A 14,607-nucleotide genomic window follows, 5' to 3' on the forward strand; every position below is an offset into this window, starting at 1 on the left:
TTGAGGGCTTGTTTCAACTGCCCAAACGTTGCCAGATCCTGATAGTCGCCATCTACGTATTGGAGTTGTGCAGACAGTTTGGCGAACGCATCTGCATCAATGCCACCATTGTGCTCTAAACTGTCGCGTGCGCGTTCACGCAGTTTGTCCAGCGTCCAGCCCGAACGCGCCACGCCAATGATAGGCACATCCAGATGATTGCGTTGAATCATGGCTTGCAACGCGGGAAATATTTTTTTGTAAGCCAGATCGCCGGTAGCCCCAAAAAAAACAAATGCATCGGAATGCGCTAATTCCATATTCTTCTCCTTGTGCTCAAGTCTTTTTTTCTATATGGCCACCGAATTCATGCCGCATAGCAGACAGTATTTTATTGGCAAAATCAGCATCTCCGCGTGAGCTGAAACGTTCATACAACGCCGCACTTAGCACTGGAACTGGTACCGCTTCATCAATCGCTACTTCAAGCGTCCATCGTCCTTCACCCGAATCGGACACCCGGCCGGAGAAATTGTCTAAACCTGGGTCAGACAGTAGCGCTGAAGCAGTCAAATCCAGTAACCATGAGCGAACCACGCTGCCACGGCGCCAGACTTCCGCGATCTCGGTCAGATCCATGTCATACTGGTAATATTCCGGGTTACGTAGTGGCGTTGTTTCGGCGTCTATGTCATGAGTCCGTTTTCCGATATTTGCATTATGCAGAATATTCAACCCCTCAGCGTATGCTGCCATCACCCCATATTCAATCCCGTTGTGGACCATTTTGACAAAATGGCCGGCACCATGGGGACCGCAATGAAGATAGCCCTGTTCAGCCGTGCCAACACCAGATTGCCGGCCTGGCGTTGGCGGGGCTGCGCCAACACCAGGAGATAACGTGGTAAAAATCGGGATAAGTTGTTGCACGATCTCATTTTCGCCACCAATCATCAAACAATAACCATGTTCAAGGCCACTGATTCCGCCACTTGTGCCGACGTCCAGATAATGAATGCCTTGCTGTTTCATTTCATCACTTCGTCTAATGTCATCATGATAATGAGAGTTACCACCATCGATCACGATATCGCCCTCTTCGAGGAGCGGCACCAGTTGTGCTAGTAACCGGTCAACCAACGCAGTAGGGATCATCAACCATATTTTTCGTGGCTTAGTCAGCCGATCTACCATGTCTTCAAGTGAAATTGCACCAATCACACCGGTTAACGCAAGTTTTTGAACAGCATCTGTATTAACATCATAAACCACACATTCATGGCTACCCTGCGCCAAACGACGAACCATATTTGAACCCATTCGCCCTAAACCTATCATGCCGATCTGCATTGATCCCTCCTTATGTTAATCAACAAAAATAGATAATTGCCATTAATCCATAATCCATCTCGCTGCGAAGTTTTTTCTGTCAGCGCTCCCACAACCAGAAACCTCCCGTAAAGGCATCGGCATTGCTTCCTTTCCGACAGCGATGTGGCAGTTTCTTCAGTTTTTTGACGTTTCCGCCGCCAAGAACAGTTTCGTCCGGAAGTAGGGCTGTGGTCAATCGTTCGATGACGTCGGCAACTCGTTAGCGCCATTGCATAAGTGCCTAGAACTGAGTAGCAAAGAATGTGTGCACTTGAGACCAAATCTCCGTGTTGCATCATTGTAATCCCAGCGTTGTATCATAGCTGTGCGAGATTTATTCAATTTGCCGGTAGTGCGAATCAAATTAACCGAATTATTTGCACCTCTGCGAATGCGAGAAGACACTGCAGTTCCAGCCTGTGCTGCCCATACATGACGTAGCAGGTTATCAAACCGCTTGTGCAAAGGCAACACAAAGGGTAAATGGATATGTCCACCCAGTATCAGATCAGCGCCGGCACTAGACCAGTCGTATATTGCAGCTTCGTGTCCATGCAGTAAATTGGTTATATCTTCTTTAGATGTTACAGCCACCGGTTGATGCGTAACGACGATGCATAATTGTTCCTCAGAGGCACGGCTGAGACGTTGAGCCACACGCTCGCGTTGACGTGCTGAAACCTCGCCATCGACATGGCGCCAACGCCGTGTCGTATTTACACCAATAACCAGCAAAGTTTGCGAATCATATACCGGCTCGAGCTCTGGACCAAAGCTGCGGCAATGGTTGGCATACGGATCTATTAGACGGCCAACCAGGTTAAACAGTGGAATATCGTGATTCCCGGGAATAATAAGGGTGGCTGGCACGCCCAATCGATCCACAAACGACCGCGCAGCTTGAAATTGCGCGCGCTGTGCACGTTGCGTAATGTCTCCGGACAACACCACCAACTCGGACGGCATTGAGCGAATCAAGGTTTCCAGCGCGGACACAACTTCTGGCCGTTCAGTGCCAAAGTGAAGATCAGAGATTTGCCAAAGCATCGCCATGGATAAACTACAATTATTTTTTTGCGGCTGGCGCAGGCTTCAGAAGATAGAGTGCTTTATCGGCAACGCGAAACTCAATCGGCATGCGTAATTGTGTAACTTCACCGTCGGTTGCAACTTTGATAAGCTTTTTCCCAAAAAACCGTGCCGGTTTGACTAAAAGACTCTTGAACGAAAAACTCATTACATGATCGGCATCTCCGAGTTGCCCCAACGCGCCACGAAAACCCAATCCGATCATCGTTAGTGTGTTAATCGGGCGGATCGCGATTGCGGTGAGCTCACCTTGATCAGTTTTGGATGCTTCTTCAATACCGATCTGTTCCAGTTGCAACCGGTTATTACCGACGAACAGCGTCGGTGTATATAGTGTGCTGACTTTCCCCTGGCGCTCAATCGTTAGGGCTAACCGGCGATGGTAACGTAGCACTGTATAAAGACCTGATACCCATGCCACCCAGCGATTGCGACCGAGCTTTCGCTTATAAGTCTCGCGATCTTCGAGCAGCTGTGGATAGAGTCCTAAACTGGCGTTAACCAAAAACACGCGCTCATTGACAAACCCGACTTGTATGGGATAGGCCAGCGCTCCTAACAGCATCCTAGTAGCCGCGGCTGTGTCTTCAGGTAGGTTGTGTGTCCGTCCGAAATAATTAAAGGTACCTTGCGCGATAACACCAAAGGGGCAACCGCTACCTATGGTGGCTTGTACCATGGCATTAATGGTTCCATCGCCGCCAGCAGCAACTACAATCCCGCTACGTTCACGTGCGCGACGAACAGTGTCTCGCGCCACGTCTGCAATAGTCTCGGACCGGGTTACCATAAACAACTCGAATTCACGACCCGCCTGGTTCAGCTCAGCTTCGATAATATTACGAGCAGTGACAGCCTCCTCGCTACCCGATGACGCATTAAGTACTATGAAAAATGGTGCTGAAGGATCAACATTAATGGGATTTGCAACACTTTTATAATGCTGTTCTGCGTCAGGCACTAATGTTGTCGTTGTCAGCATGCTGATCGTCTCCTTAGTAACAAAATTTTCGTATTGGTTTTTAATTGTCATAATTGATATGACGAGTGACACTAACTATGTTAACCCGATTAAGAGCGAAGCAACAATTGGACGATCTATAGAGTTTCTGCTAAAAAGTCATATTTGATGCCACCTGACATGCAACAGGCCAGTAGCAGTAGAGCGTGGATGAGCCGACACATCAAGATGCCGTGCCACATCTTCAACAATTTTTCTGGGTCGGTTTACAGGGCGCTTTTTTTGCTGATATTTTCAAAGATTGGTTCATTTGCGATCATGCTGCATCAGGCCCTGCATTGGGCTATTCGCGGATGCGGGTAATCACGCGCTTGAATATAACGATAGCACCAGACACGGTAGTAGAAAGTTGAACCGACTCTCATCAGTGCAGAAGTTGATGTCCTGGACCAAGGACTTCGTACCAATGCCATCCCTGTTTATACTTGATCGCAATTATTGCTTGAATCTATCTACTTTTAACACACTACTATTAGCAAGAAACAGTAAAATTCACATGCTAGCTTTTAACCCAGATTTTCCATTAGGAAAATTTATGATGGAAGCAAATAAGATGGTCTATTGAATATAATCTAGTTTCCTAAATTATCGCCGTCTGTGTTTACAATTATTTTGACTAAAATTGCTTGTGTTATTTATTGGCTGCTCGTCATTGAAAGATTTCTGATAGAAAGTCTGGGTTTAAGATACTAAACGTACATTGATTATTTTGCAGCTTGCTTAAAATGTTCCACCGCATCTTTTGCAGATTTCTGCGCTGCCTCGACATCATCGTTCTGACCTTCCTTGATTGCATCAGATAAGCATTGAATGCCTTCATCAAGGTGTTTACGGTTAATTACTTTATCCGAATCACTTTTTGACGCATTTGCATATTTTTTTGCTTCTGCTGCATGTTCTGCAATCGATTTTCCTTTCTCAGACTTCATCGCAGCTTCAGCATGTTGAATTGCTTGATCTAAATTACTAGGTGCCGCTAATGTGCCCAAAGATAAAAAAGCCATAAGCAAAAAACCTGAGAATAATGTAATAGTTTTCATATTTAACTCCAATTAATTTTAATTTGAAGCGATGATGGCTATCACCGCTCGCTTATATGTATATATTTTTAAGAAGAATTGGTCTGTACGATAGCGAACATAGGTATCTAGTCGCCCCTGAAATACGCCCAAGCAATTGATAGTAAGAAGCTGACCCTGTCACCAGAAATATAATGCTATTTTGACATTTATAGTTGTTATGATCATTCAAAAACAGAGTATTTATGCTTAACATCCATTGCTTGGGCGTGTTTCATGGGCGACTATTTATTGTCCTTGCCGCATCATTGCTCACCATCGTTTTCCATAAACTTGGGATTTAATGACAATGAAATCACCATCAACACCATTAGAAGTCAATATGACAACCAAAACTGATATCCCGCCCCCGCCAATCCTCATATTATGGTACGTGATCTTACAATGGCCTGTGGTGGATGCGTAGCGTACCTTTAGAGGACAACACTAGTTGCTGCAAGATTAGGTTTTCATATTTCTAGAGGACAGGTTTATTTCGCAATGACATTTGCGGTCGTGGTTGAAGTGTTGAATATACGAACAACGCACTCGCTAAACACTCAGTCGATCAAACTCAATAAGAAAATCAAAGCAACCAACCAACCAACCAATAAAGTTAGGAAAATGAGGTTTATTTGTCAAGCTAACCCCGGCAATAGATTGCGCAACCCACCCACAATAAATTCGACCGACATGGCTGCCAGCATCAGTCCCATAACCCGCGTTGTTACATTCATTGCGGTTTGGCTCATACGATCCCCAATTTGTGGAGCGAAATGCAATATACCCCAAATAATTAGCGCCACTAACAGACAGATAATAAAAAGAACCAGTTTGTCAATTGCTCCTTCTGTCTGATTGCTAAATAAGATAATGGTACTCATCGAACCGGGCCCTGCTAGTAAAGGCATCGCAAGGGGAACAACCGCAACCGACGGGCTTTCGACAGCCTCTCGGTCTTCTTCAGGCGTGTGTCCGGTTCGATTAATTTTCACCTGTAGCATGCTGAAGGCAATAGACATAAGCAGTATGCCCCCTGCTACTCTGAAAGCATCGATACTGATACTGAAGAAAGCTAAAATTGATTGGCCTAACAACATGGCCACAATGAAGATACAGGCAACCGAAAACGCAGTGGTGCGTGCTACCGCTTGGCGCCGATGTTTAATATTTTCCGTGAAGCTAAGGTAAAGTGGCACTACGCTTATCGGACTAACGATTGCAATCAAGCCGACAAACATGCGCGTGTATTCATTCCAATCCATTGACTACCTTTTATTATTTTACTTAGTTGAGGTAACTACCCCAAAGGGAGCTGAACGATACTGCACCCTTATTGTTTTAATTGCCTGTGTCCATTTGTGCAGCCCATTAAGCAGTGGTGTAGCTGAGCTTACATGATAATCTTTCGACACGAAACACTGGTTTCCATCAATAAGTGTGGAAATGTTGTGAATTGTTACAGCCTCAACCATCGGCATTATTTTCAAGGTTGATATGTGCTGTCAGAATGGAGTCCATCGGTTTAAGCAACAGGCAGATTTGCATAGCATTGCTGCGTAAATTGTGCTGGTGACAAATAGCCCAGCCTTTTCTGCTTTCTCGGTTGGTTATATAAAATATCTATAAACTCGGCAATCATCTGAATGATTTGTTGCCGTGTTTTGAATCTTTTACTACCTTCGACTGATGCAGGAGTAAAAGAACGCTCTTCCTGCTAAAGCACATTCGCCATTTTGTCCGGGTCGGCCAGAAGAATGGTTTGTCGCACAGCCAGCCACAACCGAAAGAATCAATAATACAGCCGCAATAATTTCTGTACGCATTTTTCATCTCATTAAGGTTGAAGCTCAATAATGCATTTCTGAAAAGCATTAGTCGTTGTCTCGCAAACCGGCTCCGGTGCATAAAATTGCTTAATTCTGGCTGTTCTCAGCCAGACAGTTGCAAAAACTGATTCGACTGGGTTTGTGGCTCTAATGTGTTGCCAGTTTTCTGCAGGATAATCATAGAGGGCCAGCATGGAATCTTTATCCTTTGCCAGACATTGCATCGCTTTCGGATATTTCGGGCTGAAACGCTCAATACAATTATCAAATGCTTGATACGTTTTTCCCATGGAGAAAACTGCAGGTTTCGTGAATTCTTTGATGAAAAAAATCAAATCACCCCAATTTACCTTTTATGGACGACCACCTTTTGAAGCTGCTGTTCCAAGATGGCGATTAGCGGGAATTTTTTAGGAACGACTAATTAACAACAATTAGATAGAAACTCTGGTTCTTGTTTGCTGGCACTGCATATTTTTCTAAGAAAATCAGATGATCTCGATGAGACAAATAATTGAAATTTCCATACCGCTCTTAGGATAGCAGCCATCCATCGCAATATTGAAAAGATTCAATTCTATACCCGTCTCATTGAATCAAAAAAATCAGAGTTGTTTTTGGTGCCTTTGATTTTATCTAATAAAAACGCCATTGCATCCATATCATCCATTGGATGCAGCAATTTACGCAACACCCAGATTTTTTGCAAAACTTCGGGAGCGATCAGCAATTCCTCACGACGTGTGCTTGATCGGTTCACGTTAATTGAAGGATAAATCCGTTTCTCAGCCATGCGGCGATCAAGATGAATTTCCATATTACCGGTACCTTTAAATTCCTCATAAATCACGTCATCCATCCGTGACCCGGTATCAATCAGGGCGGTTGCAATAATAGTCAACGATCCGCCTTCTTCTATATTTCGCGCAGCACCGAAGAAACGTTTAGGACGTTGCAATGCGCTTGCATCCACACCACCTGTCAGCACTTTACCTGATGCAGGCACTACGGCGTTATAAGCACGGGCCAGCCGCGTAATCGAATCCAACAGTATCACCACATCTTTCTTGTGTTCCACCAGACGCTTGGCTTTTTCAATCACCATTTCGGCCACTTGTACATGCCGTGCGGCGGATTCATCGAAAGTGGAAGAAATTACTTCTCCCCTGACAGAGCGGATCATTTCTGTCACCTCTTCCGGACGCTCATCGATCAATAGCACCATCAGAATTACATCCGGATGATTAGCTGCGATGGCGTGCGCGATATGTTGCAACATGACAGTTTTGCCTGATTTAGGGCTAGCTACCAGCAACCCACGTTGCCCCTTACCGATCGGAGCAATCAAATCGATAATACGGCTGGTAATGTTTTCTTCAGCTTTAATATCTCGTTCGAGTATCAATCGTTCATCAGGAAACAACGGCGTCAAGTTTTCAAATAGAATTTTCTGTTTAGAATTTTCTGGTGGCTCGTTATTAACTTTATCAACTTTCACCAGCGCAAAATAGCGCTCTCCGTCCTTAGGTGGACGGATCTCGCCATCAATTGAATCACCGGTATGTAAATTAAAACGCCGAATCTGGCTCGGTGAAATATAAATATCATCCGGACCAGCTAAATATGAAGTGTCTGGGGAGCGTAAAAAACCAAATCCATCCTGCAGCACTTCCAATGTCCCATGACCATAAATGTTCTCGCCCTTACGTGCCTGATTTTTAAGCAACGCAAAAATCACATCTTGTTTTCGCATTCGGTTGGCACCGTCAATTTCATTTTCGATAGCCATTTTCACTAATTCAGTGACATGTAAATTTTTTAGATCAAATAAGCGCATGAGAAAGCTCTTGAGAAAGAATACTTAGGAAAAAAGTAAGGATACTGGAAAGGAAAATGTTACAGATGGGATAATAATAAAAATCGTAATGTGGTCTTCATCAATGCATAGTCCACAAATCTATCTATTTTTAGACTAGCGAGTTTAAATGTGACTGTCAATAAACGCTGTTAACTGCGATTTTGATAGCGCGCCTACTTTTGTTGCTTCTATATTACCATTTTTAAAAAGCATTAATGTCGGGATACCACGAATACCATATTTAGGCGGTGTTAATTGATTCTCATCAATGTTCAATTTCGCCACTTTAAGCCGCTCTCCATACTCCTGCGCAATTTCGTCAAGTATGGGTGCTATCATCTTGCAAGGACCACACCACTCTGCCCAATAGTCAACCAGCACAGGAGCAGTCGACTGCAAGACTTCTGTTTCAAAATTATCGTCGGTAACGTAATGGATATGCTGACTCATAAAATCCCTCATTAAAATTATGCTATTTCTGGAATAGTAGTCCCAATATTATCTCTGAGACTGGGTACGTGATTGTTTGGAATAAAGCCGTAAAAGAGAGGTATAAATTACCAATCTGATTATGCTATAGAAAAAACTATTAAAAGGGAAGTAGCAATGCCCCAAAAAGTGTTTAAAAAACCAATTCGGTCAAATTTTCATACAAAAATTGCCCCAAAAATCAAGTCTCATGATCCCAATTGTTGAAATGCCACAATATGATCAACTTCAGGCTTGATACCTATTTTCTCACCAATAGCGTGATTATGATGACTGGGTACTAATGTTAACACTCGCGCTCCGCCAGCAAGGCGCAGCGTGTATAAAATCTCTGCACCACGAAATGCCTTGCACACTATTGTCGCCTGCAGTGAACTGTAGTCATCGTGGACGATATCATCCGGCCGTAACAACACATCGACGATACAACCATTCTCATGTTGATGAGGAGTCTCACTCTCTAAAATCCCCAGTTCGATTTCAATCTGTTGCGCATTAATCACTTTCCCTGGAAGAAATACGCCTTGCCCAATGAAGTTGGCAACAAACCGATTCGCCGGTCGATGATACAAATTGAAAGCAGTGTCCAGCTGTTGCATCTCACCCTGGTGCATGACGCCAATTTCGTCAGCTATCGCAAATGCTTCAGCTTGATCATGGGTAACCAGTATAGCGGTAATCCCTTGGTTCTTAATAATTTCGCGCACTTCGATGCTTAAGCGTTCACGCAAGCTGATATCCAGATTGGAGAAAGGCTCATCCAATAGCAACAACTCTGGCTTGGGCGCCAATGCGCGCGCCAGCGCCACGCGTTGCTGCTGCCCGCCCGATAATTCATGCGGATATTTTTTGGAAGCTACGGTCAAATGCACTACATGCAGCAACTCATCGACACGCCGCGCACGCTCCATTTTAGTTAAATGATGCAAACCAAAACCGATGTTGGCAGCCACATCCAGATGTGGAAATAACGCATAATCTTGAAAAACCATGCCAATACGTCTTCGTTCTGGTGGCACAAAAACATCTGCGCTACTGACACAAACAGCGTTCAGAAAAATTTCCCCGGACAATACCGACTCAAATCCCGCGATACAGCGTAATGCCGTAGTTTTACCGCAACCACTCGGCCCCAGCAAACAACCAATTTGCCCTTTCTGCAAAGACAAGGTTAAATCATGAATCACGGCCTGCTCACCATAAGCTTGCCGGACATTGTTCAATTGCAACAAGATAGTGCTCATTACTTAGATTTCAGTTTGACGCATGAATAAATATATCGGCATTAATCCAGCCAGTATCAGCGTAACCGCCGGTAGAGCCGCCTGCTCCCACTGACCTTCTGAAGTCATCTCATAGATTCGAACCGCCAGCGTATCCCAACCAAATGGACGGGTCATCAGCGTAATCGGCATCTCCTTCATCACGTCGACAAACACCAGGGTGGCGGCAGTAAAAATACCCGGTTTCAATATTGGAATATGTACAGTTCTGATCATCGCCCATCCATGCACGCCCAAACTCATCGCCGCCTCATCAATGCTGTGCGTGACCCGTTGCATTGCGCTGTCAATGGGATAATGACTCACGGCCATAAATCGGATCAAATAAGCAATCAACATAATGGCTAATGTACCCTGAATCAACTGACCTGTTTCCAGTTGAAACCAATGTAACGCCAATTCACTGAGCTGCCCATCGAGCCAGACCAACGGCACGTACACGCCAATTGCCAACACTGTACCAGGTAATGCATACCCAATGGTTGCAGTGCGCACTGCATAACGCGTAGCGGAATCAGGATAACGCCGCAACGCATAAACCATAGCAATTACAACCAGGCAGATCAATAAAGCCGCCAGGCTGGATAAGGTCAGGGAGTGCCAGAGAAATTCTAGGTAACGATCCATATCATAGTTCTGCGCAAACGATTGCACGGACCAGTAACCCAATTGTGCAACAGGCAGAAAAAATGCAAAAAATAATACACAGACCACAAAACCGGTAACCGCCCAATTATGCCAGCCTGCCAACTGAATACGTTGCGCTTTCGCACTGCTTTTCGCTTCCGCATAACGCATACGCGATCTGAATTGCTGTTCCAGCACAATCACAATAAAAACCATAACAATCAATAGGGAGGCAAGCTGAGACGCTGCTTGCAATGAGAACATGCTGAACCATGCTTTGTAGATAGCTGTGGTAAACGTATTGTAATTAAACACTGCGACGGTTCCGAAATCCGCCAATGTTTCCATTGATACGAGCATGATACCCCCAGCTATCCAGGGACGCGCCATCGGCAACACCACTTTGAAGAAGCCCTGCTTGCGGCTGAAACCGAGTGATTGTGCAACCTCCAATGAACGCTTGCCTTGGCTCAAAAAAGCATTCCGCGCCAGCAAATAGACATAAGGATAAAAAGCCAGGGTCATGACGATAATAACGCCCATCCTGCCACGTATATCCGGAAACCAGGACAAATCAGAATCCAACCAGGCACGCAATGTAGTTTGTATCGGCCCGGTAAAATCAAACAGACCTAATGCAACAAAGGCTGTCACATAGGCAGGGATCGCCATCGGCAATAACAACGCCCAGGAAAATAAACGTCGTCCGGGAAACTCATAAACAGCGGTAAACCAAGCCAGGCTGATGCCCAATAGCGCAGTTCCAACGATTACGCCCAATACCAGCCAGAACGTATTGAGCAACAAGGAAATCAGTGTGGTTTCAACCAGATGCTGCCAAATCTCACCTGCCGGCGCCAATACAGACGAAAAGATCACACCAACGGGCACCACTACCAATGCAGCAGCGACAAAAGGTACCCAGCGCCAACTGATCATCAAACGTTTGAAAAAAGATAGAACAGAAAAAATCTTGCGCATTCAGGAAACTGATTTGCTACCACCGCATGCGCCCTCTTACTCACGCCGTTTTACCGGTATCCTGCGCGATCCATCAGTTTTACGGCAGTCGTCTGCAATTCTCCGGCTTTAACCAGATTCATTGGATTTTGCTTAAAATCACCCCACGCTGCGACAAACGGATCAGCCGCAATTTCCGGATTAACCGGATATTCCATATTGACATCAGCGAAAAGGTTTTGTGCTTTAGCGGATGACAAGAATTCCAATAATTTAATGGCAGCCTGTTCATTGCGAGCATAGCGAGTGACTCCCGCGCCTGAAATATTGACATGCACCCCACTGTTATCCTGGTTGGGCCAGAAAATCGCCAACGGTAAATTGGGATCTTTTTTCATTAAACGGCCAAAATAATAGGTATTGACCAAAGTCACATCGCATCTGCCAGCAGCCACAAACTCTAATGCACGGGTATCATCGGATAACGGATCGGTTGCCAGATTGGCTACCCAGCCTTTAACAATCTTTTCCGTCTCAGCTTCGCCATGCTCAGCGATCATCATAGCCACAAGCGATTGGTTATACACTTTCTTTGAAGTACGTAAACAGAGCCGTTTGTTCCACTTGGGATCGGCCAGATTTTCATAGGTTGAAAGTTCCTCGGGTTTTACTTTTTTGGTGTTATAAACCAGAGTTCTGGCGCGTATCGACAGTCCAAACCACGCATTATCCGGATCGCGCAAATGCGACGGGATATTACTCTCAAGCACCTTTGATTTAACAGGTTTTAACAACCCTTTTTGTGCAGCTGCCCAGAGATTACCGACGTCCGCAGTTATCAACACATCTGCCGGCGTATTTTTTCCTTCTGCCTCCAGTCGGGCAAGCAACGCGCCTTCGTTGTCGGTCGTATATTTAACTTTAATCCCGGTCTCCTGGGTAAAAGTATCAAACATCGGTTTAATGAGTTGCTCAATTCGCGCAGAATAAACAACCACTTCATTAGCATGCGCTGGATGAATAATAAATAACGAAAAAAGCAAAGGAATGAAAATAAGAAAACGGCTTAGATTTGGGCTTACCATGCGAGAAATTCCGGGCAAAAAGTTTCATCAATCGAATTAATCAATGGCGAATACTATAGTATGAATAAGAATAATTATCAATTAAATATCTGCAGCAAAAAACGACAAGACTCTGATCAATTCTCGGTTACCGGCCGTGACCATGGATTCAATTCCATTCGTCCCAGCAGCGGCAATTTAATGGCGAGGGGATTCCAGTTAACACCAAAAGACAAACCCAGAAAATTGAACTCAATCCCTTCCACCGCACTAATCAAAACACCCAGTAGACCAAAAAATGAAATCTGAAAACCGCTACCACTCGGAGCATGCGATATAAACCGGTAACCCAGATAATCCTTGCCAATCGCTGTGGGCGGCAAATCCAGCTGCAACTCGGGTACCGCTCGCGAAACCCAAGCGGTAAAGGTATTGGAATTCGGCCCAGGCCACATGGTGTAATCTTTCGTGTAAGGATAACGGTTAGCCGCCAGATCAATTTTCTCGATCAACGCATCCACGCCATCGCCTCTTTTTTCTGCCAAGATCTCGGGCACATTCCCGTACCAGCGCCGGTCAGGTGCATTTTCATAAACCGCCAATACCGACCGCTTGCTGCGCCGCAGCCATCCGATCACTTCATAAATAGTGTACGACTGAGCCCCCGTAGGCTTCACTGCAATCCAGGTATGAATCCCAAAATAACCACGCCAACCAAAAGCGCGCGCGCCATAAACCTGAATAATCGCCTCAGGATTCGTAGCGGGATCTGACGCTATGCCAACCGGCTCGCGGCTCGCATTCCACCAGTACTGTGCCTCCGTATGTTGTGGGAAAAACAACCCGGCAAGCGAAACCATCACCCAACAACCCAACAAAACAGAGCGACTCGCGCTCTGCATAACAGATACCAACATCTTGAGAAAATCCGGTTAAGTTAATAATTTTTCGAATAAAGCAATCAGTTCGTGATTAATCAACGTGTCATAAAACGTTAGTTCTGATACTGCTCATTTCAATTATGACATCATTCAGTAAAGGAGAACCTGCGTTCTGCTGCATCAAGAACAAGTCTCACATGATGGTGACACTAATGCCAGTCGGCTGCGTGGTGCTTATGCTACAGCATCGGTGAAACACTAGCGGTTAATGTATATATGCGGCACGAAGAATTTCCTTTAGACTGCTGCGACGGCAGAAAGCCGCTTCACTGTGTAGGGGACTAACACCTTGAGTTAAGCCCCTGAACCAAGCCTTCGATGGAGAGCCTAGCAAGAAAGTCGAACTATGCAGAGAACAGCTCTGAAACAACTTTATCGCGCAGCGCCCCTTGTGGAGCGCAGTGTTAGGAGTTTGCTCACCGACGGAGGCTCTCGATGAGTCGCCACGAGGACTTTCCAGGAAGGCGACACTCCCAGAAACGCCAACCATTCACAGGGCTACCTGTAACAGCTACTGCGGCGGCTGATGGAGAATCATAGTGCTGCCCGTTGACTGCAAGCGCGCCACCTTCAACGTGGCCAGTACGAATTTGGCCTTTGTAGGTAGCTCGAAACTCGGTGCCTGCGGGAAACCGAACCCCTTTAGTAACCCAGTCGTCTGGGGATGGGCCGACTGTTTCCTTCGTAGTATTCGCCTTACCTGGACCGAGGCCAAGAAGCTCGCGAATGACGTCGTTGTAGCTGACATCTTCCGTTGTCCTACGGACGGTGAGCTGTTTAAAAACGTCGAAGTCAACTTCAATGGTATGCATGATTTTCTCCTCAAAAATTGCGCGTGACCCAATGTCTCTGCGCACTTAGAGAACTATAGTACTCTAATCTCTTAAAGTCAAGAAAAATCTTTAACACCTAACATAGTATAGGCTATGTAACAATTAATTATTGAATTGTTTGTCCAACGTGCATTGAGATATAGAGGTGTGCACAATGAAATCAACGGAATTCAAAGCATGGATGGAATTGATTGAACGCATGAGT

At 45.3% G+C, this 14,607-nt stretch carries 14 protein-coding genes and 3 pseudogenes; 1 reads left to right on the plus strand and 16 read right to left on the minus strand.

What is annotated here, in order from left to right; all coding sequences use genetic code 11:
- From Q0C11_RS12560 to Q0C11_RS12580, 5 genes and pseudogenes are all read right to left on the minus strand, one after another.
- Positions 1 to 299: pseudogene (locus Q0C11_RS12560) on the minus strand (glucose-6-phosphate dehydrogenase); the annotation flags it as partial.
- 16 nt (positions 300 to 315) lie between these two features.
- Positions 316 to 1,329 (minus strand): phosphogluconate dehydrogenase (NAD(+)-dependent, decarboxylating), encoded by a 1,014-nt coding sequence (gnd, locus tag Q0C11_RS12565; RefSeq protein WP_293008494.1) that lies wholly within the window; start codon positions 1,327 to 1,329, stop codon positions 316 to 318.
- Between the two features lie 79 nt (positions 1,330 to 1,408).
- Complete coding sequence (locus tag Q0C11_RS12570; RefSeq protein WP_293008496.1) at positions 1,409 to 1,546, minus strand: hypothetical protein; 138 nt, start codon at positions 1,544 to 1,546, stop codon at positions 1,409 to 1,411.
- Positions 1,543 to 2,403, minus strand: coding sequence for a metallophosphoesterase (locus Q0C11_RS12575; RefSeq protein ID WP_293008498.1), 861 nt, complete (start codon positions 2,401 to 2,403; stop codon positions 1,543 to 1,545). Before Q0C11_RS12575 ends, Q0C11_RS12570 begins: the two co-directional genes overlap by 4 nt.
- A gap of 13 nt (positions 2,404 to 2,416) precedes the next feature.
- Positions 2,417 to 3,421: a diacylglycerol kinase family protein gene (locus Q0C11_RS12580; RefSeq protein WP_293008500.1), complete on the minus strand. Its 1,005-nt coding sequence runs from the start codon at positions 3,419 to 3,421 to the stop codon at positions 2,417 to 2,419.
- A 185-nt stretch (positions 3,422 to 3,606) separates the two neighbouring features.
- On the opposite strand from Q0C11_RS12580, the gene Q0C11_RS12585 reads away from it, so the two are divergent.
- Complete coding sequence (locus Q0C11_RS12585; protein ID WP_293008502.1) at positions 3,607 to 3,813, plus strand: hypothetical protein; 207 nt, start codon at positions 3,607 to 3,609, stop codon at positions 3,811 to 3,813.
- Positions 3,814 to 4,164: 351 nt separating this feature from the next.
- Here Q0C11_RS12585 and smbP read toward each other — a convergent pair whose 3' ends face one another.
- The 11 genes and pseudogenes from smbP to Q0C11_RS12640 form a co-directional block, all read right to left on the minus strand.
- Complete coding sequence (smbP, locus tag Q0C11_RS12590; RefSeq protein WP_293008504.1) at positions 4,165 to 4,500, minus strand: small metal-binding protein SmbP; 336 nt, start codon at positions 4,498 to 4,500, stop codon at positions 4,165 to 4,167.
- Between the two features lie 656 nt (positions 4,501 to 5,156).
- Positions 5,157 to 5,783 (minus strand): NAAT family transporter, encoded by a 627-nt coding sequence (locus Q0C11_RS12595; RefSeq protein WP_293008506.1) that lies wholly within the window; start codon positions 5,781 to 5,783, stop codon positions 5,157 to 5,159.
- 260 nt (positions 5,784 to 6,043) lie between these two features.
- A pseudogene (locus Q0C11_RS12600) lies at positions 6,044 to 6,193 on the minus strand (IS3 family transposase); the annotation flags it as partial.
- 162 nt (positions 6,194 to 6,355) lie between these two features.
- Positions 6,356 to 6,619 (minus strand): annotated as a pseudogene (locus Q0C11_RS12605) (transposase); the annotation flags it as partial.
- Between the two features lie 305 nt (positions 6,620 to 6,924).
- Positions 6,925 to 8,184, minus strand: coding sequence for a transcription termination factor Rho (gene rho / locus Q0C11_RS12610; RefSeq protein WP_293008508.1), 1,260 nt, complete (start codon positions 8,182 to 8,184; stop codon positions 6,925 to 6,927).
- A gap of 144 nt (positions 8,185 to 8,328) precedes the next feature.
- Positions 8,329 to 8,655 carry a thioredoxin TrxA gene (trxA, locus tag Q0C11_RS12615; protein ID WP_293008510.1) on the minus strand — a complete coding sequence of 109 codons (327 nt, stop codon included), beginning with the start codon at positions 8,653 to 8,655 and terminating at the stop codon, positions 8,329 to 8,331.
- 227 nt (positions 8,656 to 8,882) lie between these two features.
- The gene (locus tag Q0C11_RS12620) at positions 8,883 to 9,938 is read right to left on the minus strand and encodes an ABC transporter ATP-binding protein (protein ID WP_293008512.1); all 1,056 of its coding nucleotides are present in this window, start codon (positions 9,936 to 9,938) and stop codon (positions 8,883 to 8,885) included.
- Between the two features lie 3 nt (positions 9,939 to 9,941).
- Positions 9,942 to 11,543, minus strand: coding sequence for an iron ABC transporter permease (locus tag Q0C11_RS12625; RefSeq protein WP_293008520.1), 1,602 nt, complete (start codon positions 11,541 to 11,543; stop codon positions 9,942 to 9,944).
- A 92-nt stretch (positions 11,544 to 11,635) separates the two neighbouring features.
- Positions 11,636 to 12,649, minus strand: coding sequence for a Fe(3+) ABC transporter substrate-binding protein (locus Q0C11_RS12630; RefSeq protein WP_293008514.1), 1,014 nt, complete (start codon positions 12,647 to 12,649; stop codon positions 11,636 to 11,638).
- Positions 12,650 to 12,765: 116 nt separating this feature from the next.
- Positions 12,766 to 13,545, minus strand: a complete 780-nt coding sequence (locus Q0C11_RS12635) for a DUF3750 domain-containing protein (protein ID WP_293008516.1) — start codon at positions 13,543 to 13,545, stop codon at positions 12,766 to 12,768.
- Between the two features lie 440 nt (positions 13,546 to 13,985).
- Entirely contained in the window at positions 13,986 to 14,381 is a 396-nt protein-coding gene (locus Q0C11_RS12640; RefSeq protein ID WP_293008518.1) for a DUF4357 domain-containing protein, read from the minus strand.
- Positions 14,382 to 14,607 lie beyond the last annotated feature (226 nt).

This window comes from Nitrosomonas sp. (assembly GCF_022842015.1).
Taxonomy (GTDB): domain Bacteria; phylum Pseudomonadota; class Gammaproteobacteria; order Burkholderiales; family Nitrosomonadaceae; genus Nitrosomonas.

Excerpts from the sequence above, each read along its gene's own strand:
- gnd (WP_293008494.1), bottom strand. The coding sequence starts at position 1,329 with ATGCAGATCGGCATGATAGGTTTAGGGCGAATGGGTTCAAATATGGTT.
- Q0C11_RS12575 (WP_293008498.1), bottom strand. The coding sequence starts at position 2,403 with ATGGCGATGCTTTGGCAAATCTCTGATCTTCACTTTGGCACTGAACGG.
- Q0C11_RS12580 (WP_293008500.1), bottom strand. The coding sequence starts at position 3,421 with ATGCTGACAACGACAACATTAGTGCCTGACGCAGAACAGCATTATAAA.
- smbP (WP_293008504.1), bottom strand. The coding sequence starts at position 4,500 with ATGAAAACTATTACATTATTCTCAGGTTTTTTGCTTATGGCTTTTTTA.
- Q0C11_RS12595 (WP_293008506.1), bottom strand. The coding sequence starts at position 5,783 with ATGGATTGGAATGAATACACGCGCATGTTTGTCGGCTTGATTGCAATC.
- rho (WP_293008508.1), bottom strand. The coding sequence starts at position 8,184 with ATGCGCTTATTTGATCTAAAAAATTTACATGTCACTGAATTAGTGAAA.
- trxA (WP_293008510.1), bottom strand. The coding sequence starts at position 8,655 with ATGAGTCAGCATATCCATTACGTTACCGACGATAATTTTGAAACAGAA.
- Q0C11_RS12620 (WP_293008512.1), bottom strand. The coding sequence starts at position 9,938 with ATGAGCACTATCTTGTTGCAATTGAACAATGTCCGGCAAGCTTATGGT.
- Q0C11_RS12625 (WP_293008520.1), bottom strand. The coding sequence starts at position 11,543 with ATGATCAGTTGGCGCTGGGTACCTTTTGTCGCTGCTGCATTGGTAGTG.
- Q0C11_RS12630 (WP_293008514.1), bottom strand. The coding sequence starts at position 12,649 with ATGGTAAGCCCAAATCTAAGCCGTTTTCTTATTTTCATTCCTTTGCTT.
- Q0C11_RS12635 (WP_293008516.1), bottom strand. The coding sequence starts at position 13,545 with ATGTTGGTATCTGTTATGCAGAGCGCGAGTCGCTCTGTTTTGTTGGGT.
- Q0C11_RS12640 (WP_293008518.1), bottom strand. The coding sequence starts at position 14,381 with ATGCATACCATTGAAGTTGACTTCGACGTTTTTAAACAGCTCACCGTC.